Annotated in this window: 21 protein-coding genes; 14 read left to right on the plus strand and 7 right to left on the minus strand. The window is 73.7% G+C overall.

Features of this window, described 5'->3' with window-relative positions; genetic code table 11:
- Window position 1: 1 nt before the first annotated feature.
- Genes HEP81_RS32230 through HEP81_RS32240 form a run of 3 tightly spaced genes read left to right on the plus strand, consistent with a single transcriptional unit; the run spans window position 2 to window position 3,056 of the window.
- Window positions 2-805: an alpha/beta fold hydrolase gene (locus tag HEP81_RS32230; RefSeq protein WP_037658053.1), complete on the plus strand. Its 804-nt coding sequence runs from the start codon at window positions 2-4 to the stop codon at window positions 803-805.
- Window positions 802-1,983: a glycosyltransferase gene (locus HEP81_RS32235; RefSeq protein ID WP_037658050.1), complete on the plus strand. Its 1,182-nt coding sequence runs from the start codon at window positions 802-804 to the stop codon at window positions 1,981-1,983. Before HEP81_RS32230 ends, HEP81_RS32235 begins: the two co-directional genes overlap by 4 nt.
- On the plus strand, window positions 1,980-3,056 hold the full coding sequence (locus HEP81_RS32240; protein WP_051850306.1) for a class I SAM-dependent methyltransferase: 1,077 nt from the start codon (window positions 1,980-1,982) through the stop codon (window positions 3,054-3,056). The genes HEP81_RS32235 and HEP81_RS32240 overlap by 4 nt, the downstream gene beginning before the upstream one ends.
- Before the next feature lie 53 nt (window positions 3,057-3,109).
- Here the strand turns inward: HEP81_RS32240 and HEP81_RS32245 are convergent, their stop codons facing one another.
- Window positions 3,110-4,117 carry a lysylphosphatidylglycerol synthase transmembrane domain-containing protein gene (locus HEP81_RS32245; RefSeq protein WP_172637015.1) on the minus strand — a complete coding sequence of 336 codons (1,008 nt, stop codon included), beginning with the start codon at window positions 4,115-4,117 and terminating at the stop codon, window positions 3,110-3,112.
- A gap of 235 nt (window positions 4,118-4,352) precedes the next feature.
- Here HEP81_RS32245 and HEP81_RS32250 point away from each other — a divergent pair, with 235 nt between their 5' ends.
- Window positions 4,353-4,997 carry a DedA family protein gene (locus HEP81_RS32250; RefSeq protein ID WP_037658048.1) on the plus strand — a complete coding sequence of 215 codons (645 nt, stop codon included), beginning with the start codon at window positions 4,353-4,355 and terminating at the stop codon, window positions 4,995-4,997.
- Between the two features lie 67 nt (window positions 4,998-5,064).
- Here HEP81_RS32250 and HEP81_RS32255 read toward each other — a convergent pair whose 3' ends face one another.
- Window positions 5,065-5,592 (minus strand): gamma carbonic anhydrase family protein, encoded by a 528-nt coding sequence (locus tag HEP81_RS32255; protein WP_037658046.1) that lies wholly within the window; start codon window positions 5,590-5,592, stop codon window positions 5,065-5,067.
- Window positions 5,593-5,713: 121 nt separating this feature from the next.
- On the opposite strand from HEP81_RS32255, the gene HEP81_RS32260 reads away from it, so the two are divergent.
- Window positions 5,714-6,478 (plus strand): acyltransferase, encoded by a 765-nt coding sequence (locus tag HEP81_RS32260; RefSeq protein WP_037658044.1) that lies wholly within the window; start codon window positions 5,714-5,716, stop codon window positions 6,476-6,478.
- A gap of 86 nt (window positions 6,479-6,564) precedes the next feature.
- Here HEP81_RS32260 and HEP81_RS32265 read toward each other — a convergent pair whose 3' ends face one another.
- The gene (locus tag HEP81_RS32265; RefSeq protein ID WP_037658042.1) at window positions 6,565-7,422 is read right to left on the minus strand and encodes a DMT family transporter; all 858 of its coding nucleotides are present in this window, start codon (window positions 7,420-7,422) and stop codon (window positions 6,565-6,567) included.
- Between the two features lie 118 nt (window positions 7,423-7,540).
- Here HEP81_RS32265 and HEP81_RS32270 point away from each other — a divergent pair, with 118 nt between their 5' ends.
- The gene (locus HEP81_RS32270; protein WP_037658041.1) at window positions 7,541-8,113 is read left to right on the plus strand and encodes a helix-turn-helix domain-containing protein; all 573 of its coding nucleotides are present in this window, start codon (window positions 7,541-7,543) and stop codon (window positions 8,111-8,113) included.
- Window positions 8,114-8,156: 43 nt separating this feature from the next.
- A complete protein-coding gene (locus HEP81_RS32275) occupies window positions 8,157-8,714 on the plus strand; it encodes a YbaK/EbsC family protein (RefSeq protein ID WP_037658040.1) in 558 nt (185 codons plus the stop codon).
- Here HEP81_RS32275 and HEP81_RS32280 read toward each other — a convergent pair.
- Window positions 8,711-9,763, minus strand: a complete 1,053-nt coding sequence (locus HEP81_RS32280; RefSeq protein WP_037658039.1) for a cation diffusion facilitator family transporter — start codon at window positions 9,761-9,763, stop codon at window positions 8,711-8,713. The genes HEP81_RS32275 and HEP81_RS32280 overlap by 4 nt on opposite strands.
- A 60-nt stretch (window positions 9,764-9,823) precedes the next feature.
- On the opposite strand from HEP81_RS32280, the gene HEP81_RS32285 reads away from it, so the two are divergent.
- Window positions 9,824-10,177 carry an ArsR/SmtB family transcription factor gene (locus HEP81_RS32285; RefSeq protein ID WP_243279646.1) on the plus strand — a complete coding sequence of 118 codons (354 nt, stop codon included), beginning with the start codon at window positions 9,824-9,826 and terminating at the stop codon, window positions 10,175-10,177.
- A gap of 180 nt (window positions 10,178-10,357) precedes the next feature.
- On the opposite strand, the gene HEP81_RS32290 is transcribed toward HEP81_RS32285, so the two are convergent.
- Window positions 10,358-12,001 carry an APC family permease gene (locus tag HEP81_RS32290; RefSeq protein WP_037658035.1) on the minus strand — a complete coding sequence of 548 codons (1,644 nt, stop codon included), beginning with the start codon at window positions 11,999-12,001 and terminating at the stop codon, window positions 10,358-10,360.
- A gap of 201 nt (window positions 12,002-12,202) precedes the next feature.
- Window positions 12,203-12,610, minus strand: coding sequence for a CoA-binding protein (locus tag HEP81_RS32295; protein ID WP_037658033.1), 408 nt, complete (start codon window positions 12,608-12,610; stop codon window positions 12,203-12,205).
- Window positions 12,611-12,755: 145 nt separating this feature from the next.
- On the opposite strand from HEP81_RS32295, the gene HEP81_RS32300 reads away from it, so the two are divergent.
- The 6 genes from HEP81_RS32300 (at window position 12,756) to HEP81_RS32325 (ending at window position 19,541) form a co-directional block, all read left to right on the plus strand.
- Window positions 12,756-13,496 carry a hypothetical protein gene (locus HEP81_RS32300; RefSeq protein ID WP_037658032.1) on the plus strand — a complete coding sequence of 247 codons (741 nt, stop codon included), beginning with the start codon at window positions 12,756-12,758 and terminating at the stop codon, window positions 13,494-13,496.
- Entirely contained in the window at window positions 13,493-14,038 is a 546-nt protein-coding gene (locus tag HEP81_RS32305) for a SixA phosphatase family protein (protein ID WP_037658031.1), read from the plus strand. Before HEP81_RS32300 ends, HEP81_RS32305 begins: the two co-directional genes overlap by 4 nt.
- Before the next feature lie 31 nt (window positions 14,039-14,069).
- A complete protein-coding gene (locus tag HEP81_RS32310; protein WP_037658029.1) occupies window positions 14,070-14,696 on the plus strand; it encodes a YigZ family protein in 627 nt (208 codons plus the stop codon).
- Between the two features lie 108 nt (window positions 14,697-14,804).
- A complete protein-coding gene (locus tag HEP81_RS32315) occupies window positions 14,805-15,968 on the plus strand; it encodes an exonuclease SbcCD subunit D (RefSeq protein WP_037658027.1) in 1,164 nt (387 codons plus the stop codon).
- A complete protein-coding gene (locus HEP81_RS32320; protein ID WP_037658025.1) occupies window positions 15,965-18,964 on the plus strand; it encodes an AAA family ATPase in 3,000 nt (999 codons plus the stop codon). The genes HEP81_RS32315 and HEP81_RS32320 overlap by 4 nt, the downstream gene beginning before the upstream one ends.
- 64 nt (window positions 18,965-19,028) lie before the next feature.
- Window positions 19,029-19,541, plus strand: coding sequence for an immunity 21 family protein (locus HEP81_RS32325; RefSeq protein ID WP_037658023.1), 513 nt, complete (start codon window positions 19,029-19,031; stop codon window positions 19,539-19,541).
- 32 nt (window positions 19,542-19,573) lie between these two features.
- Here HEP81_RS32325 and HEP81_RS32330 read toward each other — a convergent pair whose 3' ends face one another.
- Window positions 19,574-20,815 carry a cytochrome P450 gene (locus tag HEP81_RS32330; protein WP_037658021.1) on the minus strand — a complete coding sequence of 414 codons (1,242 nt, stop codon included), beginning with the start codon at window positions 20,813-20,815 and terminating at the stop codon, window positions 19,574-19,576.
- Window positions 20,816-20,838 lie beyond the last annotated feature (23 nt).

Below are 20,838 nucleotides of genomic sequence, written 5' to 3' on the forward strand. Positions count from 1 at the left end.
CATGGCGATGGTCGACGCCGGTGGCATCCGGCTGCACGTCCAGCGCATGGCCCCCGCCGGGGGCGGCACCCCGCACGGCACGGTCGTACTGGTGCACGGGCTGCTCACCGACAGCCTGGCCAGCTACTACTTCACCGTCGCGCCCGCCTTCGCCGCGGCCGGACTGGACGTCCTCATGTACGACCTGCGCGGCCACGGCCGCAGCGAACGCCCCGCCCGGGGCTACACGTTGGACGACAACGTCGACGACCTCACCGCACTCCTCGACCGCCTCGGCGTCACCGGTCCCGTGCATCTCGTCGGCAACTCCTACGGCGGGACCATCGCGTTCGGCTACGCGGCGCGCGACCCCGAGCGCGTCGCCACCCTCACCCTCGTGGAGTCCGAACCCGCGACCCCCGCCTGGGCGAGCAAACTCGGCGGCATCCTGCACCGCGTCGTGACCCAACTCGCCCACAACGAACGGGACGCGATCGCCTGGATCACCGCCAACCGCGGCCACAACACCGCCCGCCTCGCCAAGGGCGCCGCCCGGCTCGCCCGGGAGACCAGCCTCGGCCGGGACATCCCCGCCAGCCGGGTGCACACCGAGGCCGAGATCGGCGCCGTGCGCTGCCCGGTCCTCGGCGTCTACGGCGGCGACTCCGACCTCGCGGACCTGATCCCGCTGCACGAGGCCCGGCTGCCGGACTTCCGGTCCGTGGTGCTGCCCGGGCACGAGCACTCGGTACTGGTGGAGGCGCCCGGCGCGGTCGGCGGGCACATCCTGGACCTGATCCGGGCCGGCGCGAGCGCCGTCCGGTGAGCGGCTTCCTGTTCGTCGTACCGCCGCTGACCGGGCACATCAACCCGGCCGTCGGGGTCGCCGACCGGCTCGCCGCGCGGGGCCACCGGGTGGCCTGGGCCTGCGCCGACCCGGGCCTGGTGCGCCGGCTTGCGGGCCCCGGCGCCCCGGTGTTCGGCTGCGCGGGCCCGGTGCCGGGCGCCGAAGGCGTCGGGCGCCCCCCGGAGCTGCGCGGCGCGGAGGCGCTGAAGTTCCTGTGGGAGTGGTACCTGCTGCCGCTCGCCGACGCGATGGCACCCGGAGTGCGGGCGGCCGTCGAGGAGTTCCGTCCGGATGTGGTGGTCGCGGACCAACAGGCCTTCGCCGGCGCCCTGGTGGCCGAGCGGCTCGGGCTGCCATGGGCCACCTCCGCGACCACCTCGGCCGAATTCAGCGGCGCCTACGACGGGTTGCCCAAGGTCGCCGAGTGGCTGCGGCAGCGGCTGGCCGAGCTGCGCGAGCGCCTCGGTGACCCCTCGGGCACCGCCGACCCGCGCTCCTCGCCGCACCTCCTGCTGATCTTCAGCAGCCCCGAACTCGTCGGCCCCCAGGCCCCGTCGGCACCGCACATCCACTACGTCGGCCCCTCCCTCGCGGGCCGCCAGCACCGGCCCGGCTTCCCCTGGGAGTGGCTGACCCCCGGCCGGGCGAAGGTCCTGGTCACCCTGGGCACCGCCAACGCCGACGCGGGCGGCCGCTTCCTCGCCGCCTGCCGCGAGGCGCTGCGCGAACGCGCCGACCGGGTGCAGGCCGTCCTCGTCGACCCGGGCGGGGTACTGCCCGCCGAGGACGGCGGCAAGGACCTGCTGGTGCTGCCCTCCGTGCCCCAACTCGCCCTGCTGGAGAGGATGGACGCGGTGATCTGCCACGCCGGGCACAACACCGTGTGCGAGGCGCTGTGGCACGGCGTCCCGCTGGTCACCGCCCCCATCCGCGACGACCAGCCGGTGATCGCCGCCCAGGTCGTGGACGCGGGGGCCGGACTCCGGGTGAAGTTCGGCCGGGTCACCGCGGACCGGCTGGGCACGGCCCTCGACACCGTTCTGCACGACCCCGCCCACCGGGCCGCCGCGGCCAGCGTCCGCACCGCCTTCCGCTCGGCCGGCGGCGCCCCCGCCGCGGCCGCCCACCTGGAACGACTGGCAACGGAGAGCCGATGAGCGACCCCAGCGAAAAGCGGGCGAAGGCCGAACGCGTCGCCGCCCTGCGTCCCGCCTACCGAGCCGATCTCGCCACCGGACCCGCCCGCTTCCTCGGCGCCCGCCGCACCACCTGCCCCTGGTGCGGCTCGGGCCGGCTGAGCGACCGGCTGCGCACCACCGACCTGCTCCAGCACAAGCCGGGCCGCTTCACCCTGGACCGCTGCGCCGACTGCGGGCACATCTTCCAGAACCCCCAACTGACCGAGGCCGGGCTGGAGTTCTACTACCGGGATTTCTACGACGGCCTCGGCGAGCAGCGGATGAGCGGCACCTTCGGCGGCCGGGGCGCCATGTACGAGGGCCGCGCCCGCGCGATGCTGCCCTACGATCCCGCCCCGAAGACCTGGCTGGACGTCGGCACCGGACACGGCCACTTCTGCGCCAGTGCCCGCACCGTGCTGCCCGGCACCTCCTTCGACGGGCTGGACTTCACCGACGGCGTCGAACTCGCCGCCCGGGAGGGCCGTATCGACCAGGCCCACCGGGGCGCCTTCCCGGACCTGGCCCCCGAACTCACCGCCCGCTACGACGTGGTGAGCATGTTCCACTACCTGGAGCACAGCACCGACCCGGACCGTGAACTCCGTGCCGCCCACGAGGCCGTACGCCCCGGCGGCCACCTCCTCATCGAGGTCCCCGACCCGGACAGCCGCTACGCCCGGCTCCTCGGCCGCTGGTGGCTGCCCTGGCTCCAGCCGCAGCATCTGCACTTCATCCCGGTCGGCAATCTGCGCCGCCGGCTCACCGAACTCGGCTTCACGGTCCTCGCCGAGCAGCACGCCGAACCGCACGACCCGGTCGATCTGCTCGCCGCCGTCTGGCTGGCCCTGGACCACGCCGCGCCCCGCGAGGACGCCCCCTGGCTGCCCGAGCCCCCCGGTCCGCTGCGCCGGGCCCTGCGCGGCGCGCTCCTGCTCGCCGGGGTGCCCGCCCTGCTCACCGCCACCCTCCTCGACCGCCTCGCGATCCGCCCGCTCGCCCAGCGCCTGCACCTCGCCAACGCCTACCGCCTGGTGGCCCGCCGGGAGTGAACACGCCCTGGATCAGGGCACCTTGGCCCGGATCAGCTCGAACGCGCGGTGAATCAGAGCACCTTGGCCCGGATCAGCGCCGACAGCACCAGCGCGCCCGGCAGCAGCGGCAGCCAGTCCGTCACCACGCGGTAGCCGATCACGGTCGCCGTCGCGGGGGCGGGCTCCGCGCCGAAGGCGACCAGCGTCCACACCAGCGCCGCGTCCACCGCGAACCCGCCGGGCACCGGGGCGGCACCCACCGCCGTGCCCGCGGCCAGGAACGCCAGCGCCACCTCCGCGAAGGACAGCCCGAGCCCGAGCGCCGCCCCGACACAGCCGAGCGCCCCCGCCTGCACCAGCGGCATGGCCACCGCCCCGCCCCACAGCGCCAGCACCCGGCAGGGCCGCGCGTGCACCACCCGGACATCGGCGAGCGCGGTGCGCACCAGCCCGGACACCGGCCGCCGCAGCGGTCGTACGACGGTCAGCAGCACCCCCGCCCCGGTGACCGCCCCGGCCGCGCCCGCCGCGACCGGCACCAGCTGCGGCCCGTCCGGCACCAGCTCGCCCAGGCGCCGCCAGGCCGGCGAGACCGCCAGGAACACCAGCAGTACGAGGGTCTTCGAGACGCCCTTGACCAGCGAGTACAGGCCGATCGAGGCGGTGGCACGGTCCAGCGGCACCCCGCGCGCCCGCAGAAAGCGCACGGTGACGGCGTGCGCGCCGAGCCCGCCGGGCAGCGCGTGATTCGCGGCACCGGCGGCGAACTGCGAGGCCAGCAGCAGCCCCGCCGGCAGCCGGTCCGGGAGCGCGCCCTGCCGTACACAGGAGGCCGCCACCCAGGTCAGACACGTACAGCCGAGCCCGGCCAGCAGCCAGCGGGGATCGGCCGAGACGAGCCGCCGCACCCCCTCGTACACCACGGGCCGGTTCGCGACGGCCCAGCAGAGCGCGATCAGCAGCGGGGCCAGACACAGCGCGAGGCGCAGGGACCGGCCGGACCGGGACGGGGTGCTCCGGGCCGGGGCCTTCGGCACGGGGCCGTCGGGGGCGGTGACCAGGGGGGACGGTGGGGACACGGGGACGTCGTCCTTCCGCGGCGGGGCCCGGGGCAGGCGGTGCTGGCGAAACCGGGGGGAGCATTCCCACGCCGGATGACAGCGGGATGGCCGCGAACCCAATGCTCGGGGGCGGCCCGGTGCCGCCCGGAGGGCGCATGCCGAGCGGCTGTTCACCGCCGACCGGGTAGCCTTCTTTGGGGAGCGCTTTACACAACGCTTCCGCGCAAGGTCAGCGGCAGGGGAGGATCCCGCGGTGCATGTCCAGGAATGGCTCGACTCGGTCCCGGCGGTAGCCGTCTACGCCGTGGTGGCCCTGGTGATCGGCGTCGAGAGCCTCGGCATTCCGCTGCCCGGCGAGATCGTCCTGGTCTCGGCGGCGCTGATGTCCTCCCAGCACTCCCACATCAACCCGCTGATCCTGGGCGCCTGCGCCACCGCGGGCGCGGTGATCGGCGACTCCATCGGCTACGCCATCGGCCGCAAGGGCGGCCGCCCGCTGCTGGCCTGGCTGGGCAAGAAGTTCCCGAGGCACTTCGGCGAGGCCCATGTGGCCACCGCCGAGCGCTCCTTCCAGAAGTGGGGCATGTGGGCCGTCTTCTTCGGCCGCTTCATCGCCCTGCTGCGCATCTTCGCGGGCCCCCTCGCCGGTGTCCTGCACATGCCCTACTGGAAGTTCCTGATCGCCAACATCCTCGGCGGTATCTGCTGGGCGGGCGGCACCACGGCCGCCGTCTACTACGTGGGCGTCGTCGCCGAGGGCTGGCTGAAGAAGTTCTCGTACGTGGGCCTGGGGGCGGCGGTCGTCATCGGTCTGGCGACGATGCTGATCGTGAAGCGGAAGACGAAGAAGACCCAGCAGGAACTGTCCCAGCGGGAACCTGTCAACGCCGGCGAGTGACAGCGCCCCTCAAGGGGCGCGGGGAACCGCGCGACAAGCCACATAGGGCCGTTCGCCGCCCACCTGCCTAGCGATGCACATCCTTGTGCGCCTGAGCCAGGTCCGCGTACAACGTGCTGTTGAGGGTGACCCCCTCCTGCTCCTCCGGCGACAGCTCACGCCGTACCTTCGCCGGCACCCCCGCCACCAGCGATCCCGCCGGCACCACCATCCCCTGCGGCACCAGCGCCTGCGCCGCCACCAGCGAGCCCGCCCCGATGACCGCGCCGTTGAGCACGGTCGCCCCCATCCCGATCAGGCAGTCGTCCTCGACCGTCGCGCCGTGCACCACCGCGTTGTGCCCGATGGACACCCGCTCACCGATGGTCACCGGGAACCCGGGATCGGCGTGCAGCGTCACGTTGTCCTGGACATTCGCCCGCGCCCCCACGGTGATCGTCTCGACGTCCCCGCGCACCACCGCGCCGTACCAGACGCTCGCCCCCGCGCCCAGCGTCACGTCCCCGATCACCGAAGCCGTCGGCGCCACGAACGCCTCCGCGTCCACCCGCGGCTCCTTGCCGCCGATGCCCACGATCAGTGGCCCCTGTGCCATCACCGTCTCCTCGCGTCGATCAGTACGTCGATAAGTACTCCGCACGGTACGACAGGGGGTGGGGCAAAGATCACAGCGGTCCGGTCTCTCGCCGGACGCAACCCGTGAGTAACGTGAGCCCGTGCCGAAGCGCAAGAACACGTTCTCATCCTGGCGCCATGGCCTCGCCCAGCGTGCCGTCCACACGGCCTGGGCCTGGGTCCAGCGGACCGGTTCCGTCACGGCGGAGCACCCCGGGCGCCTCCGCTTCGGTGCCATCGGCGAGGCCACCCGGCTCGCCTTCCCGCTCGGCACGGTCTTCGGCGAGCCCTGGATCAGGCTCGGCTCCCACTGCATCATCGCCGAACAGGTCACCCTGACCGCCGGTCTGATGCCCGACCTGGACCTCGGCCCGGACCCGATCCTGCGCATCGGCGACGGCGTGGTGCTCGGCCGCGGCAGCCATGTCATCGCGGACACCACGGTGACCATCGGCCGCGACTGCTACTTCGGGCCGTACGTCTACGTCACCTCCACCAACCACTCCTACGACGATCCGCACGAGCCCATCGGCCGGCAGTGGCCCCGCATGGAGCCGGTGGAGATCGGCCCCGGCTGCTGGATCGGCACCGGCGCGGTGATCCTGCCGGGCGCGCGGATCGGCCGGAACGTCGTGGTCGCGGCCGGTGCCGTGGTGCGGGGCACGGTGCCCGACCATGCCGTGGTGGCCGGCGCTCCCGCCAAGGTCGTACGGCGCTGGACGCCCGAGGACGGCTGGCAGCCGCCGCTGCGGACCCCCGCGCCGGTGCCGATCCCGGACGGGACGACGCCGGGGCAGCTGCGCGCGCTGGCCGAGCTGGACGAGTCCGCGGTGGCCCGGCTCGCCGAGCTGGAGACCGAGGGCTAGGGTCTTTCGTTCGGATCAGGCCGGATCAGGGCGCGGTGCCAGGGCCCGCGAGCCCGGCATGATCCAAACGAGAGGCCCTGAGCCCCTCAGCCGGTGGCCAGCAGCACGGTGCCGACCAGGGCGAGGCCCGCACCCGCCGCCTGGACGGCACGCAGCCGTTCGCTGAGGAAGCCGCGGGCGGCGAGGGCGGTCACCACCGGGTAGAGCGAGGCGAGGACGGCGGCCACGGTGACCGGGCCGTGCTGGGCGGCGAGGGCGTAGGTGCCGTTGGCGGCCACATCGGCGAGGCCGACGAAGGCCAGCGCGGGCAGCGAGCGGTAGGGGAAGCCGCCCTCCGGCAGGGCGGAGCCGCCGCGCCGCAGGGAGACGGCGAGCACCGCGCCGCCCACCGCGACATTGGTCAGCCGTTGCACGAACAGCGAGAGGTACAGGCCGGTGATCGTGGTGGACGCCTCGCCGATCAGGGCGAACACGGTGCCGAAGCCGAGCGCCGCGACCAGCGTCAAAAGGACCGTGCGCCGCTCCACCGGCGCGCCCCGCAGCTGGGGACCGCCCGCGAGGACCACACCGCCGACGGCGACCGCGATGCCCGCGAGCTGGAGCAGCCCCGGGCGTTCGCCGAGGAACAGGCCCACGCCGACGGGGACCACGACGCTGAGCGTGGCGAGCGGCGAGACGACACCCATCGGGCCGAGCGCCAGGGCCTTGTAGAAGGCCAGCAGCGCGATCGGACCGACCAGGCCCGCCGCGAACGCGAACCACAGCCGGGGCTCGGCCGCGCTCCAGGCGCCCGTGGCGACGACGATCGCGCCGAGCACGGCCGCCGCGATGGCCTGCGAGACCACGACCACGGTGAGCGCGGGCGTACGTCGGGTCAGCAGCCCGCCGCCGAAGTCGGCCAGCCCCCACAACAGGCTGGTGGTCAGGGCGAAGAGGGCCGTCACGATGCCTCGCAGTACAGTTTGTTGAACGGACGGGTGCGCTCCACCGTAGTTCAGTGGATTGAACTACGTCATCCAAAGAAGTGAACTATCTCGGATACTGGACGGAGTCGGACGGAACGTGTCGGACCTCGAATTGCTGACCCAGTCCCTGGCGCGCAATGTCAGGCACTGGCGCTCGGTGCGCGGTTTCACCCTGGACGTGCTCGCCGCCCGCGCCGGTGTCAGCCGCGGGATGCTGATCCAGATCGAGCAGGCCCGCACCAACCCGAGCATCGGCACCATCGTCAAGATCGGCGACGCGCTCGGCGTCAGCGTCACCACCCTGCTCGACTACGAGCGCGGCCCCCGGGTCCGTATCGTCCCCGCCGAGCGGGCGGTACGGCTGTGGCACACCGCGTCCGGCAGCTACAACCGGCTGCTCGCGGGCACCGAGGCGCCCGGCCCGGTGGAGATCTGGGACTGGGTGCTGATGCCCGGGGACGAGAGCCCGGCGGAGCCGCACCCGCCCGGCACCGTGGAACTGGTCCATGTCACGGCGGGCGAACTGACCCTCACGGTCGACGGCGAGGACCACCTCGTGCCGACCGGCGCCAGTGCCACCTTCGAGGCCAATGTCCCGCATGTCTACGCCAACCGCGGCGAGGCCCCGATGGAGATGATGATGGCCGTCTCCGTGCCGCCCGTGCAGTGAGACGTGCCTGCGCGGGGCCGCCGCGCCTTGTTAGCGTGCGGCCATGCGCGCACCCATCGGAGACTTCGAGACCGCGACCCCGGTGACCGGCTGCCTGGCCGAGCTGACCGAGCCGGTGGCCGAGGCGGTACGGAACTGGTCCGCGGGGATCCCGGCCGACCGTGTCCTGTACGTCGACACCAACCCGGACTGGGCCGACACCGCCGTCTTCGTGGAGCACTACGGCGGCGATCTGCCCGAGCGGTCGGCCAACTGCGTGGTGGTCGCCGCCAAGCGGGCCGGCGAGACCACGCTCGCCGCCTGCCTGGTGCTGTCCACCACCCGGGTCGACGTCAACGGCACGGTCCGCCGTCAACTGGGCGCCCGCAAGGCGTCGTTCGCCCCGATGGAGACGGCGACGGGGCACAGCGGGATGGAGTACGGCGGCATCACCCCGATCGGACTGCCCGCCGACTGGCCCCTGTTGGTCGACTCGGCCGTCGTCGACCTGCCGTACGTCCTGGTCGGCAGCGGCCGCAGGCGGGGCAAACTCCTGGTGCCGGGCAAGGTGTTCGCGGAACTGCCGGGGGCCGTGGTGCTGGAGGGGCTCGGCGTGGCCTAGGGCCTCTCGCTTGACAGATCCTGGCCGCTGAGGTGGTGGGCGAGCGTCAGATGGGGGTCGCGCTCGCCCGGGGCCGGTGCCGGATCCGCGTGCACCAGCGCGGCCGACAGCTTCGGCAGGGCGTGCAGCAGGGCGTGTTCGGCCTCGACGGCGATCGCGTGCGCCTGCCGCAGGGTGGCCTCGCCGTCCACCACGACCGCGAGTTCGGCCCGCAGCCGGTGCCCGATCCAGCGCAGCCGCAGCTCGCCCACCCGGTGCACGCCCGGCACCGCGCGCACCGCCCGCTCGGCGCGGTCCACCAGCGCCGGGTCCACGGCGTCCAGCATCCGCCGCAGCACCTCGCGCGCCGCGTCCCGCAGCACCAGGACGATCGCGGCGGTGATCGCCAACCCCACGGCCGGGTCGGCGAGTTGGAGACCGAGGGCGGAGCCGGCCGCGCCCAGCAGCACGGCGAGCGAGGTGAAGCCGTCGGTACGGGCGTGCAGTCCGTCGGCGACGAGCGCGGCCGAGCCGATCCGGCGGCCCGTCCGGATCCGGTACCGGGCCACCCACTCGTTGCCCGCGAAGCCGACCAGCGCGGCCACCGCGACGGCGGGCACGTTCGTGACCGGGCGGGGGTCGAGCAGCCGTCCGACGGCCACCCAGGCGGCGAAGGCCGCGGAGGCGGCGATGGTCAGTACGATCACCAGGCCCGCGAGGTCCTCGGCACGGCCGTAGCCGTAGGTGAAGCGCCGGTTCGCCGCGCGCCGCCCCAGTACGAAGGCGATGCCGAGCGGTACGGCGGTCAGCGCGTCGGCGGCGTTGTGCACCGTGTCGCCGAGCAGCGCGACCGAGCCGGAGACGGCCACCACGCCCGCCTGCGCCAGCGCGGTCGCGCCCAGCACGGCGAGCGAGACCCACAGGGCGCGCATGCCCTGGGCCGAGGACTCCAGCGCCGCGTCGAGCTTGTCGGCGGTCTCGTGGGAGTGCGGGGTGAGGAGATGGGCCAGGCGATGGCGCAGGGAGGAGGTGCCGTGCCGGTGCGGGACGTGGTGGTGATGGTCGCTCACGGGGGTCCCTTCTGCTGGGCCGCGGTGGACGCGGGGCGCCCACGGAGCCATTATGTGCGTATGAGCGCACGCATGCACCTATCACCTGCGCACCCTGCGCATCAGCGCACTCCGGGCGAGGAGCAGTTCGCGCTCGCGGCGGAACTCCTCGCCCTGCTCGGCGACCGCACCCGGCTCACCCTGCTGCATGCCCTGATCTCGGGCGAGGCCGACGTCAGCACCCTCACCGAAGCCTGCGCCGCGGCCCGCCCCGCCGTCAGCCAACACCTGGCCCGGCTGCGCCTCGCGGGCCTGGTCGACACCCGCAAAGAGGGCCGCCGGGTCATCTACTCCCTGCGCCACGGCCACCTCCGCCGCCTGGTGGACGAGGCCCTGAAGACAGCGGACCACCGGCTCGCGGAGGGCGGTCGGTAGGGGGAGCGGCGGGGCCAGGTGACCTGGGGCCCTCACCCCGCCCCCGACCTGCCTCGCCAGCTGCCTGTCCCCCAACGTCGTACCAGCCGACCCCCGCCGAAACCGGCCGCCAACCCCGTGACGCGACGGTGCCCCGCCAGCTGGGGAGTGGCTGGCAGGGCACCTGAGGAGAGGCGGTGATCAGTGGGCGGGCGCGTCCGTCACGACGACCTCGTCGATGCTGCGCTCGATGGCCTCCGTCTTGGAGGCGGTCGCCTTGGCCCAGTAGTAGATGCCGAGGGAGAAGACGGCGATGACCAGGATGTCCCAGTACAGCTTGATGTTGCCCTGGCTGCCCTCGCCGAAGCTGCCCTGCCAGGAGATCAGGCCGATGCCCAGCAGATAGGCCGGCAGCCACTGCGCGGCCTTGAAGTCCATCCGGGGCGCGTCGGGCTTGCCCTTGAGGTTGGCCCACAGGGCGTAGGAGCCCATCAGGACGTAGCCGAGGAGGATGGCGAAGGCCAGCCGCCACAGGGTGTTCCAGCCGCTCCAGTAGATGATCAGGTTGGCGACCACGAAGGACGCGGGGGAGATGAACTTGCCGAAGGGCAGCCGGTAGGGGCGCTCGAAGTGCGGCAGCCGGTCGCTGAAGACGCCGTAGGCCAGCGGCGCGCCCGCGTACATCAGCACGCTCGCCGAGGTGATGAAGCCGACCAGTTCCTGCCAGCTCGGGAACGGCAGGAAGCAGAGGATGCCGGTGACGAAGGTGACGATCAGGCCGATCCACGGCACGCCGCGCTTGTCGGTCTTGGTGAGCGCCTTCGGGGCGTAGCCGTTCTTGGCCAGGCCGTAGGAGACGCGGGAGGTGGCGGTGGTGTAGATCAGGCCGGTGCCACCGGGGGAGATGATCGCGTCGACGTAGAGCACCCAGCCCAGCCAGCCGAGGCCGACCACGGTCGCGAGGCCCGCCCAGGGGCCGCTGATGCCGGCGTAGGCCAGCTTGCCCCAGCCGTGCACGAAGGAGGCGTGCGGCAGCGCGGCGATGAACACGATCTGGAGCAGGATGTAGATACCGGCGCCGATGGCCACCGAGCCGAGCGTGGCGCGCGGCAGGTCGCGCTGCGGGTTGCGGCTCTCACCGGCCAGCTGGATCGCCTGCTCGAAGCCGAGCAGCGCGAAGATGATGCCACTGGAGCTGATCGCGCCCAGCACACCCTTGGCACCGAACGGGGCGAAGCCCTCCGAGGTGAAGTTGGAGCCGTGGAAGTTGCCGACGGCGATGATGAAGATCGCGGCGAGCGGGATCGCGATCTTCCACCAGGTGGCCGCGCTGTTGGTGTGCGCCAGGGCCCGGACGCCGAAGAAGTTGACGCCGACGAAGATCGCCATGAGCACGATTGCAGTAACGATTCCGCTGGTGGTCAGCGTGCCGTCCGCGCCCTGGAGACCCTGGGCGAACTTCCAGTGACCGGCGTAGCCGATCATCGCCTCGACCTCGATGGGGGCCACGGTGGCCGCCTGGAGCCAGGAGAACCAGCCGAAGGACATGCCGGCCAGGCCGCCGAAGGCGTAGTGCGGGTAGCGCGCCGTACCTCCCGCCACCGGGAACATGCCGCCGAGCTCGGCGTGCACGAGCGCCAGCAGGACGATGGCCACCGTGCCGATCACCCACGAGATGATCGCCGCGGGGCCGGCCACGACGACGGCCTTCTCGGCGCCGTAGAGCCAGCCGGAGCCGATGATGGACCCCACGGAGGCCCACATCAGGCCGATGAGCCCCACGTCGCGGCGCAGGCCCCCGGTCTCACTCGTGGCTCCCGGTGCAGCCTGGTCGACTTTCGTCATGCAAGTGGCCTCTCAGATCGTAAACGCGGTTTTAACGGGGAGGGAGGCCACAGGCTAGGAACGGTTTCCACGTCGGCAAAAGACTGCTTACCAAAACTTGACCCAGGATCTTGCCCATCTTGGGGACAGGGTTTCCACAGCTCAGTCAGCATGTGCGAATGTCAATATTCATCAGCGAATTGTGATGAAGAAGTTCTGACACTAGGTCAAGCGTGGAATTTCGATCGCGGGGCAGCGATCCATGACCATGTCCGGACCGGCCGCGCGAGTGCGAGCGCAAGCGTCTTCGTCGACGACGCCGAGCTGGAACCAGACCGCCTTCGCGCCCTTCGCCACCGCCTCGTCGGCCACCGCGCCCGCCAGGGAGCTGTTGACGAAGACGTCCACCACGTCGACGTCGAAGGGGATGTCCGCGAGCGAGGCGTAGCCCTGCTCGCCGTGCACCGTCTCCGCCTTCGGGTGCACCGGCACGATCCGCTTGCCGTACCGCTGGAGGACCTGCGCCACCCGGTACGCGGGCCGGGCGGAATTGCCGGACAGGCCGACCACCGCCCAGGTGTCGCCCCGTTCGGTCAGAATCCTGCGTATCGCCGCCTCTTCGTCGTACACGTCCGCCTCCTGTGTGGTGTGTGCCGCTTTCCGCTGCCGTCAACCGGCCCCCGGAGGCACTGATTCCCGTCCCCTACCCCACCACGGTGTCCGGAATCGGCGCGCGGTGCCAGCGCGAAGGCCCGCGCGCGCCTACGCTCGGCCCGTGCTGCGCATCCTCGACGCCCGAACCGGTGAGCCCGTCCCCGCCACGCCCGCCCGCCGCGGTCTGACCCGTATCGAGGCCCATGTCCCCGGGCCCGGCCTGACGTCCCTGCGGGTGCTGCTGACCGCCGACCTGCTCGCCCGCGCCCTCGAACTGACCGGGCTCCAGGCCTGGCCGACCGCCCCGGGGCAGGCCCCGGACCTGCGCGCCGCCGCCGACGCGCTCGCCGTGCGCCCCTTCGAGGAGGCGCACGGGCCGGGGTTCGCGGAGACGGGAGTGGTACGGGTGACGGCGGGGGAGGCGGAGCCGGCCGCCGAGGGCGAGGGGCCGGTGATGGCCGTGGCGCCCGTGGTGTGGACGGGGGACGCGGAGCCCCCGCTGTCGGACCCCATGCTGTGCGCCGACCCCACCGCCCTGCGCCTCGCCCTCCTCTCCGTCCCGCGCGGGGAGGCCGTCACGCTGGACGAGGCGACCCTGAAGCGTGCCGCCGAACGGCTGGCCGGGTGGCGGCGGGATGTGGCCGGCTGGGCGCGGGAGCCCTCGCGGCCCGTGCCGGAGGCGGTGCGCGCCCGGCTCACCGATGCCTGGGAGAACGATCTGGACATGCCGGACGTGCTGGCGGCGCTGGCCGCGGCCGCGGCCGATCCCGCGATCGCCGACGGCGCCCGGTTCGAGACGTTCGCCTACGCCGACCGGCTGCTCGCCCTCGAACTCGCCCGCGACCTCGGCACGGCCGGATGAGCGACCGCGCGGGCACCGGCCCGCTGCGCCGCCTCGTCGTGCTCAGACACGCCAAGTCGGCCCGGCCCGAGGGCGTGCCCGACCACGGCAGACCGCTCGCGCCGCGCGGTCTGCGGGACGCCTCCGCCGCGGGCCGCGCCCTCGCCGAGGCCGACCTGCTGCCCGACCTCGCCCTGTGCTCCACCGCCGTACGCGCCCGCCGGACCTGGCGGCTCGCCTCCGACGAATGGGGCACCCCGCCCCGGGTGCGCTACGAACCCCGGCTGTACGAGGCCGACGTACCGGCCCTGCTGGACGTCGTGCGCGAGACCCCGCCCGAGGTGGAGACGCTGCTCCTCGTCGGGCACAACCCGGGCCTTGAGGACCTGGTCCTGACGCTGGCCGGGGACGGTCTTGACGACGGCCTGGAGCGGCTGCGCGCCAAGTTCCCCACCTCCGCCGTCGCGGTCCTCGCCTGGCGCGGCACCGGCTGGGCCGCCCTCGCCCCGGGCGTCGCCCTGCTGACCTGGTTCACCGTGCCCCGGGGCAGGACCCACGCCTGAGGCGACAGGTCCTTCCGCATAGGCTGGCGGGATGCAGGACGAGTACCGCACAGTGGCCCACGCGGGTGTGCACGAGACCGAGATCAACCGTTCCCGCTTCCTGTGCGCCCTCGCTCCGGCCGCCACCGAGCAGGAGGCGCAGGACTTCGTCGCGGCCGTCCGCAAGGAGCACGCCGACGCCACCCACAACTGCTGGGCGTACGTCATCGGCGCCGACGCCTCCGTGCAGAAGGCCAGCGACGACGGCGAGCCGGGCGGCACGGCGGGCGTCCCCATGCTCCAGATGCTGCTGCGCCGCGACATGCGGTACGTCGTCGCCGTCGTCACCCGCTACTACGGCGGCGTCAAGCTCGGCGCCGGCGGGCTCATCCGCGCCTACGGCGGCGCCGTCGGCGAGGCCCTGGACACCCTCGGCACCCGCACCCGGCGCCGCTTCCGGCTGGCCACGGTCACCGTCGACCACCAGCGCGCGGGCAAGCTCCAGAACGAGCTGCGCGCCACCGGCCGCGAGGTCCGCGACATCCGCTACGGCGAGGCCGTCACCATCGAGATCGGCCTGCCGGACGCCGATGTGGATGCCTTCCGGGGCTGGCTCGCCGACGCGACGGCGGGCGCGGCCGGATTCGAGCTGGGCGGCGAGGCGTACGGAGACGCCTGAAATATTGGCGACAAAACGGTCATAACGCCCTTGCGGTGTGCGGGGTATGACGGGTGATACGGACGGGACCGGCCGTGTTGTCGGACCCGGCCGTTAGTCTCGGGAGTCATGAGACTCCTGCACACGTCCGACTGGCATCTCGGCCGGGCCTTCCACCGGGTGAGCATGCTCGGGGCCCAGGCCGAGTTCATCGGACACCTGGTCGCCACCGTGCGCGAGCGCGCGGTGGACGCGGTGGTCGTGTCGGGAGACGTGTACGACCGCGCGGTGCCCCCGCTGGCCGCCGTCGAGCTGTTCGACGACGCCCTGCACCGCCTCGCCGGCCTCGGCGTGCCCACGGTGATGATCTCGGGCAACCACGACTCGGCCCGCCGCCTCGGCGTCGGCGCCGGACTCATCGACCGCGCCGGCATCCATCTGCGCACCGAGCCGTCCGCCGTGGCCACCCCGGTGGTGCTCGCCGACGCCCATGGAGACGTCGCCTTCTACGGGCTGCCGTACCTCGAACCCGCCCTGGTGAAGGACGAGTTCGGGGTCGAGAAGGCCGGCCATGAGGCCGTCCTCGGGGCCGCCATGGACCGGGTCCGCGCCGACCTCGCGACCCGCCCGGCGGGCACCCGCTGCGTCGTCCTCGCCCATGCCTTCGTCACCGGCGGCCGGGCGAGCGACAGCGAGCGGGACATCACCGTCGGCGGGGTCGCCGCCGTACCGGCCGGGATCTTCGACGGCGCCGACTACACGGCCCTCGGCCATCTGCACGGCTGCCAGACCCTCACCGAGCGGGTGCGCTACTCCGGCTCCCCGCTCGCCTACTCCTTCTCCGAGGCCGACCACCGCAAGAGCATGTGGCTGATCGACCTCGCCGCCGACGGCGCCGTGACCGCCGAACGCCTCGACTGCCCGGTGCCCCGCCCACTGGCCCGGATCCGCGGCACCCTGGAGGAACTGCTCGCCGACCCGGACCTCGACCGCCACACCGACGCCTGGATCGAGGCCACCCTCACCGACGCCGTCCGGCCGCCCGAGCCGATGGCCAGGCTCACCGAGCGCTTCCCGCACACCCTGAGCCTGGTCTTCGCCCCCGAACGCGCCCCGGACGACCCCGGGGTCTCCTACGCCCGCCGCCTCGCGGGCCGCAGCGACCAGCAGATCGCCCAGGACTTCGTCGCCCATGTCCGGGGCGCCGGACCCGATGAGCGCGAGTCTGCCGTGCTGCGCGAGGCGTTCGACGCCGCCCGCGCCGACGCCGTCGTGCGGGAGGTGGCCAAGTGAGGCTGCACCGGCTCGACATCACCGCCTTCGGGCCCTTCGGCGGCGCCCAGAGCGTCGACTTCGACGCCCTGTCCTCCGCCGGACTCTTCCTGCTGCACGGCCCCACCGGCGCCGGCAAGACCTCCGTCCTGGACGCCGTCTGCTACGCGCTCTACGGCTCCGTCCCCGGCGCCCGCCAGAGCGGCGCGGGCCAGGGCATGAACCTGCGCAGCGACCACGCCGAGCCCCGCACCCGTACCGAGATCCGCCTCGAACTCACCGTCGCCGGACGCCGGTTGGAGGTCACCCGGCAGCCGCCCTGGGAGCGGCCCAAGCTACGCGGCAAGGGCACCACCGTCGACAAGGCCCAGACCTGGCTGCGCGAGTACGACACCCGGGCGGGCGCCTGGAAGGACCTCAGCCGCTCCCACCAGGAGATCGGCGCCGAGTTCGAGCAGCTGCTCGGCATGAGCCGCGAGCAGTTCTGCCAGGTGGTGCTGCTGCCCCAGGGCGACTTCGCCCGCTTCCTGCGCGCCGACGCCGAGGCCCGGGGCCGGCTCCTCGGGCGGCTCTTCGACACCCAGCGCTTCGCCGATGTGGAGAAGCGGCTCGCCGAACGCCGCCGCGCCGCCGAGGCCCGGGTGCGCGAGGGTGACGCGGCCCTGCTCGCCGACGCCCACCGTATGCAGCAGGAGGCAGGCGACGCCATGGAGCTGCCCGAGCTGGCCCCGGGCGACCCCGGCCTGGCCGAGGCCGTGCTCGGCGCCGCCGCCGTCGCCCGCAGCACCGCCCGGGAGCGCCTCGCCGTCGCCCACAGCCGTCTCACCGCAGCCGAGGCCGCCCACACCGGCGCCCGCCGCACCCTCGACGGCATCCGTGAACTCGCCCGTCTCCAGGACCGGTTCACACAGGCGCGGCGCCGGGCCGAACGCCTCCAGGAGCGGGCCGCCGAGCATCACGCCGACCAGGAGCGCATGGCGCGCTCCCGCAAGGCGGAGGTGGTCGCACCCGCCCTTGAGCTGCGCGAGGAGGCCGAGCGGGAGCACCGCGGGGCCGACGCCGCCGAGGCCCGCGCCCGGGGCCCGCTGCCCGCGTCCCTCGCCGACGCCGACGCGAGCGGCCTTGCCGCCGCCGCGCGCCGCGCCGCCGAGGAACTGGGCGGCCTGGACGCGGCCCGCCGCGCCGAGCGACGCCTTGCCGAACTGGTCACCGAACGCGCCGGGTTGGACCGCCAGGAACGCGCCGACGAGGACGTGCTGCGCGAGGCCGACGCGTGGCTGGACGGCTGGGAGGGCGCGCGTGCGACGCTCCAGGCGCGCATCGACACCGCCCAGGAGGCCGCCACCCGCGCCGAGCAACTCGCCGTCCGGCGCGAGCCCGCGCAGCGCCGCCTGGCCGCCGCCCGCACCCGGGACGCCCGCGCCGCCGACCTGGAGACGGCCCAGCGGCGCGCCCAGGAAGCCGGGCGGCAGGCCCTGGACGCCCGCGCCCACTGGCTCGAACTCAAGGAAAAGCGCCTCGACGGCATCGCCGCCGAACTCGCCGCCCACCTCACCGACGGCGCGCCCTGCGCGGTCTGCGGCGCCACCGAACACCCCGCGCCCGCCCGCAAGGTCGCCGGACATGTGGACCGCGCCACCGAGGAGCGCGCCCACACCGCCTCCCAGGAGGCCGACCTGCGGCACACCGAAGCGGAGCGGCGGGCCGCCCACATCGGCAAGGCCCTGGCCGTCGCCGCCGCCGAGGCCGGCGAGGCATCCACCGCGCAACTCGAAGCCGAAGCCGCCGAGTTGGAGCAGGAGTACGCCCGCGCCCACCGCGCCGCCTCCGCACTGCACGCCGTCCGCGAGGAGCTGCGGCGCGCCGAGCAGGAGCGGGAACGGCGCCTCGCCGACCGGCAGGAGGCCGCCGTACGGACTGCCTCCCGGCTCACCCGGCGTGAGGCCCTGGAGCATGAACAGGCCCAGTTGGAAGGCGAGTTGACACAGGCGCGCGGCACCGCGGAGAGCGTGGCCGCGCGCGCCGCCCAGCTGGAGCGCCGGGCCGCCCTGCTCACCGAGGCCGCCGAGGCGGTGCGCGCCGCCGAGGAGACCGCGGGGCGCCTCAAGGCCGCCGACGCCCGGCTCGCCGACGCCGCCTACCGTGCCGGTTTCGCCACGCCCGAGGAGGCGGCCGACGCGCTGCTCACCGACGCGGCCCACCGCGAGCTCCAGCACCGGCTGGACGCACGGCAGTCGGAGGAGGCCGCCGTACGGGCCGTGCTGGCGGAGCCCGACACCGCGGCCGCCGCCCAGCTCCCGCCCGCCGACCCGGCCGACGCCGAGCGGGTCGCGGCCGCGGCCGAGCACCGGCTGCGGACGGCCGCCTCCGCCCGTGACGCCGCCGCCCGCTGCTGCGCCGAACTGGACCGGCTCTCCACCCGCGCGACCGAGGCGGTGCGCCGACTGGCCCCGCTGCGCGAGGAGTACGACCGCGTCGCCCGGCTCGCCGCCCTCACCGCGGGCACCGCCGCCGACAACGAGCGCAAGATGCGCCTGGAGTCGTATGTGCTCGCGGCCCGCCTGGAGCAGGTCGCCGCCGCCGCGACCGCCCGCCTCCAGCGGATGTCCTCCGGCCGCTACACCCTTGTGCACTCCGACGGCCGCAGCGGACGCGGCCGCAGCGGGCTCGGGCTGCATGTCGTGGACGCCTGGACCGGCCGCGAGCGGGACACCGCGACCCTGTCCGGCGGCGAGACCTTCTTCGCCTCCCTCGCCCTCGCCCTCGGCCTCGCCGACGTCGTCACCGACGAGGCCGGCGGGGTGCGCCTGGACACCCTCTTCATCGACGAGGGCTTCGGCAGCCTGGACGACCAGACCCTGGACGAGGTCCTCGACGTCCTCGACGGACTGCGCGAACGCGACCGCAGCGTCGGCATCGTCAGCCATGTCGCCGACCTGCGCCGCCGCGTCCACGCCCAACTGGAGGTCCTCAAGGGCCGATCGGGCTCCACCTTGCGCCAACGGGGCACCGGCTGAGGGGAGTTGGCGCCCACGAGGGTGAGTTCGGCCGCCGTCCTGCGGGCGTGTAGGTTCTTCGCCCATGGCTCGGTTTGCTGATCGTGGAGTGCTGGAGTGGGTGGAGTCGGGCGGTGGTCCTCTGATCGCCGTTCCGGAGGTGGTTCTGCCGTTCTGGGCGGGTGCCGACAGCGAGGAGCTGGACACGGACTACGACCGGGCCTGTGAGGTCTCCGGATACGCCGGGCTGCTCCCGGTCGGCGACAGCGCGGCCCTCGTCCTCGGCGACGAACCGGCCGCCACCTCCTATCTGCCCGAGCACACCGCCTTCGTCCGCTGGTCCGCCGCGGACTCCGAGCGCGATCTGCTGGCCGGGGTGCCCGCCGCGCTGAAGACGGCGGTGTGGGAGCAGGAGCTGCGCTGGCAGGTGCCGGGGCCCGTGGTGCTGTTCGACTCGGCCTGGCCGGGCGGCGAGGCGGACCGGCAGGAGCATCTGCGGGTACCGCTCACCGCCGGGTCGTACGCCGTACGCGCCGCCTACGCCCAGCCGGGCGCCGAGACCTGGGTGGGCCTGGTCCAGCTCAGCAGACTCGCCTAGGGACTGTCGGACCTGCTCTGGCCCGCCGGGTTTCAGGGCCGGACGCCGTCGAAGGTGATCTCCAGGTGCCGGGGGCCGCGCAGTACCGCGTTCTCCCGGTACGGCGGCGGGTCCTGCACCAGGCGCGGATTCTCCAGGCGGCGGGCCAGCTCGGTCAGCGCGATCTGTGTCTCCAGGCGGGCCAGCGGCGCCCCGAAGCAGATGTGGATGCCGCTGCCGAAGCCGAGGTGCTGGATGTCCTCGCGGTCCGGGTCGAACCGCTCCGGGTCCTTGAACCGCTCCGGGTCCCGGTTGCCCGCGGCCAGCACCAGCCAGATCCGGGAGCCCTTGGGGATGGTCACCCCGCGCACCTCGATGTCGGTGATGCAGGTGCGCTGCGGCACCAGCTGCACCGGCGGCTCGTAGCGCAGCAACTCCTCCACGAGCCGGGGCGCGAGCTCCGGCTCGTGCCGCAGCCGCTCCAGCACGTCCGGGTGGCGCAGCAGCGTCAGCATGCCGTTGGTGATCAGGTTCACGGTCGTCTCGTGGCCCGCGATCAGCAGCAGGACCGACGTGCTGAGCACCTCCATCATCGTCATCGCGCCGTCCGGGCCACGGCTGTTCACCAGGTCGGACAGCAGATCGTCACGCGGCTCCTTGGCGCGCTCCTCGGCCAGCCCCGCCAGGTACATGCCGAGCTGCATCCGGGCCTCGCGCGCGGTCCTGGCGAACTCCTCGTCCGCCCCCTGCCGCGTCCCCGGGTCCAGGCTCGCCACCAGTGGATCGACCCAGGCGCGAAAGCGCGGCTCGTCCTCCCGCGGCACCCCCAGCAGCCGGCAGATCACGGTCACCGGGAACGGGTAGGCGAACTGGTCGACCAGATCGATCCCGCGGGCGTCCCCGAAGCCGTCGATCAGGCCGGTGACGATCTCCCGCAGCTCGCCCCGCATGCCGTCGATCCGGCGCGGCCGGTGCGGCGGACCGAAGGCGCTGTTGGCCATCCGCCGCAACCGGTCGTGCTCGGGCGGGTCCAGGCGCAGGAACGACGGAGGCAGGCCGCCCGTCTCCTCCGACTGGAGCAGTACGTCGTCCCCGGCGGCCGCCAGATTGGCCGCGTCGGAGCTGATCCGCGGATCGTGCAGCAGCGCCTCGATGTCCCAGTAGGAGCTGATGACGTAGGGGCCGCCCTCCTCCTCGTGCAGCACCGGCGTCCCGCGCAGCTCCCGGTACACCGGGTACGGGTCGGCACGGCTGGCGAAGTCGGTGATCCGGCGCACGATCGAGTCTTGCGTCATGGGGAGTCCTCGGGGCGCATCCG

This window comes from Streptomyces griseofuscus (genome assembly GCF_014673495.1).
GTDB lineage: Bacteria > Actinomycetota > Actinomycetes > Streptomycetales > Streptomycetaceae > Streptomyces > Streptomyces murinus.